The organism is Pseudomonas nicosulfuronedens (assembly GCF_005877905.1).
Taxonomy (GTDB): domain Bacteria; phylum Pseudomonadota; class Gammaproteobacteria; order Pseudomonadales; family Pseudomonadaceae; genus Pseudomonas; species Pseudomonas nicosulfuronedens.
This window is the reverse complement of the sequence record NZ_SWDV01000093.1, coordinates 1-2,963: the sequence shown is the minus strand read 5'-3', so window position 1 is coordinate 2,963 and position 2,963 is coordinate 1. Positions and strand designations below refer to the sequence as shown.

Here is a 2,963-nt window from a genome sequence, read left to right as displayed (position 1 = left end):
AGAGTAAGACGGATTAGCTGACATATGAGGCACAGGTTATTCCTCTGAACTGCCGGCTTAGAGGAGATCACGGATGATTTTTCTTTAACTCCTGCTACGAACTACACGCCCCTTCACTGCGCGACACGGGTCAGTTGAATCTCATCCGCTGAGCTTCGAAAGTGATCCTGTTTAAGAGGCAGTACCCTACCGGGTAACCTTGAACGAAGTCCGACTTCAGCCCTGACTCGTTCTGGATCATGCAGGCGTCGACGTTGAATGAAAATCCAGCGGATGCATATTTCCGGGAGTTGATGCGGCATGTGGTGCCCACGAAGCTCGTGCCTTCGATCTCGGACCACAGCAGATGAATGCCCTCAGCGAACAGCCCGTCGGCGGTGACGCTGAATATCCTCATCACGCGTCCACTCTGTGGCACCAGGGAGAAAAACTCCCCATTGGGTAGTATCGGGGGGAAGTACTTCCCCCCCTCCAGCTTGCGGAACTCCAAATCCTTCCTCCGGTTGAATTGCTTTCCCTCGCCCTCAGTGGGAGTCAGAGGGGGTAAGCCGACGCATCACATTCCTGCCTGGCGCATGGGCCCTTAGCACTGGCAGCCCCACGCCAATTATCCGCTGCGTATCCGAAACCCAAGCCCGAAAGCGTGGGTCGTGATTCGAAGGAAAACCGGCCTCAAGTTGTTCTTCGCTTCGCGACACGGTGTCAGTCACAGTCAGACTTCCATCTCTTATCTATGGAAGTCTGGGCCTTCATTTCGCATAGCAGCATGGGTTAAAACACCTGCTTATGGCTGATGCCTCCAGATATGGCTGACACCTAGTGCCCCGGCACAGATCTCTATCGGAGCGGGGGAACACCTACGCCCGACTCAGCCATCATGTTCAGCTATCCCTTGATGACTGCTGGGATGGCTGACGCCCGTATTTCTGCGGGTTGCGCTGCACTTGACTCCATGGGATCACGACAAAGGCTGACGTCATGTCAGCTACTCGGATCGCGCGTCAGGCACCTCGGCCAGGCTGCGGAACGAGGCTTGTGTAACCTGCCTGGTGACTTTCCCATGATGAGCTTGAAGCGACTTTCGAAGGGCACGGTTTTCAGAGGCAAGCTGCCGCAGTGTCGCGAGCTCCATTTCATAAGCACGCACCAGCCCTTTCAGCGGCTGCTTGACGAAACTGAACGCTCCAACTGGGTACTTGAAGCCAATCCCTTTGTTGATCGTGCGCACCGACCGCCCCTGCGCAGAGATGAAGATCCGGACCCAATACGCTGCAAACGAGTTCTCGGATGGCTCCAGTACAGCGATCCCGATTGGTACGTGCCCCTTCTTATCAACCTGCAGCGCCAGCGCCCGCTGGAAAAACTGGTCACGCATTTCCTCGGCCTGCTCGCGAAGCTGCTTGTACAGCTGATCGACGACGGCAACAGGGTCTGGGGTTGTGCTTGGTGATGATGACAAAAGCGATCTCCTACTTGGCTTGGGATCATTTTTTGCCGTGGTAGAACAGAAATAGGTTTTTTTCTTACCACTTTTTGGTTGGAAAAAGCCTTTCAGACGGAATCTTGGGCGCCAACATCTGCATCGCCGTCAAACGTCGCAGCTTTGTTGCGTGACTCACCTGGTTAGCAGTTGAGCCAGGAACTCCAAACGAAGTGATGCGTGTTGCGCCGTCATCCAACGGCATTCCGTCGCATGATCAACTGAAGGACAGATCCAGATGCAGAGATTCCTTGGCCTCGATATCGGCTATAGCAACGTAATCGGGGTGTATGGCCACGGCGAATCCGAGTTTCAGACCTTTCAAGGCCCCGCTCAGGCTGCGCCTTTGACCTGTCTACCCGGTGATGCGGGCCTTCGGGCTGGTGAGGTAATTGTTACTGTCGGCGATACACAGTGGGTTGCATTTGCTTCTCCGGGACGCGTTCAAGAAGGAAGAGAGCTTCACGAGGACTACACGGCAACGGATGCTTATGAGGCATTGTTCAAAGCATCGCTTTTGCATGCCGCACAGGATGGCGACACGATCCACAGGCTTGTGACCGGGCTTCCCGTAAGCCAAGCGCGTGATGATAGCTACGTCGAACAAGTACGGAGCCGGATGCTTGGTCGCCATAAAGTGTCTCTCAAACGCGAAATTACAGTTGAACATGTGCAAGTGGTTGCTCAGCCACTCGGAACACTCACTGACATCTATTGCAATACCGCGCACGGCGCCGTACTGGAGCAATCCCTCACCCTCGTAATCGATCCTGGGTTCTTCAGTGTTGATTGGGTAGTTTTTGACCATCAGGAACTGGTGGCGAAATCCAGTGGAAGTAGCCTGAAAGCTATGTCTGTACTTCTTGACGCCTGCAACGAAGAAATCGCCAAGGATAACGGTGGCGTGCCTGGTGTTGAGAAGATCGAGCATGCACTCCAAACTGGAAATGACTACATCTACCTCTTCGGACAAAAGGTTCTCCTTGACGACTACCTCCGTCTCGCAGCAGATCGCGTAATTCCAGGTGTGTTCACCGAAATCAAACAAGGTCTGCGCTTCTTGCGCGGGCGCACTGTCGACTGTGTTGTTCTAGGCGGTGGTGGAGCAGATACCTATGAACGATTTGCTCGTAGTGAATTCCCGGAAGCGCTAGTCATTAAACCCGACAACAGCGTTCGCAGTAATGCGGACGGATTTGCCTGTTTGGCAAAAGACTAATCTCATGGCGCAGGGACGCGCCGGCCAAGGAAATATTATGCGCCTTCAATGCAGAATAACGCCTGCGGAGCAAGAGTTGTACGAGCACTTGGATAACATTCCGCCCGAGTACCGTGCCAAGCGGTTAATCGTAATGGCGTCTATGTACCTCAGCAAATGTACTCAGAGTGCGGGAATACCTGGTGACGTTACTCAACCTCCAGGTACATCACAGGAAGTACAACCAGCGAGCACGTCGCATAAGCCGAAGAAGCCAGCGGGATG

At 53.9% G+C, this 2,963-nt stretch carries 3 protein-coding genes; 1 reads left to right on the top strand and 2 read right to left on the bottom strand.

Translation table 11 applies throughout. From position 1 onward, the window contains the following. Nucleotides 1-130: 130 nt before the first annotated feature. Together FAS41_RS30460 and mobI are read right to left on the bottom strand one after the other, a co-directional pair. Nucleotides 131-490, bottom strand: coding sequence for a hypothetical protein (locus tag FAS41_RS30460; RefSeq protein ID WP_138526986.1), 360 nt, complete (start codon nucleotides 488-490; stop codon nucleotides 131-133). A 495-nt stretch (nucleotides 491-985) separates the two neighbouring features. After that, on the bottom strand, nucleotides 986-1,459 hold the full coding sequence (mobI, locus tag FAS41_RS30455) for a conjugative transfer protein MobI(A/C) (protein ID WP_138526985.1): 474 nt from the start codon (nucleotides 1,457-1,459) through the stop codon (nucleotides 986-988). 259 nt (nucleotides 1,460-1,718) lie between these two features. Between mobI and FAS41_RS30450 the strand changes: the two genes are divergently transcribed. After that, the gene (locus FAS41_RS30450; protein ID WP_138526984.1) at nucleotides 1,719-2,699 is read left to right on the top strand and encodes a ParM/StbA family protein; all 981 of its coding nucleotides are present in this window, start codon (nucleotides 1,719-1,721) and stop codon (nucleotides 2,697-2,699) included. Nucleotides 2,700-2,963 lie beyond the last annotated feature (264 nt).

What these genes read in the sequence shown, in the direction of transcription:
- FAS41_RS30450 (WP_138526984.1), top strand. Translation starts at nt 1,719, where the DNA reads ATGCAGAGATTCCTTGGCCTCGATATCGGCTATAGCAACGTAATCGGG.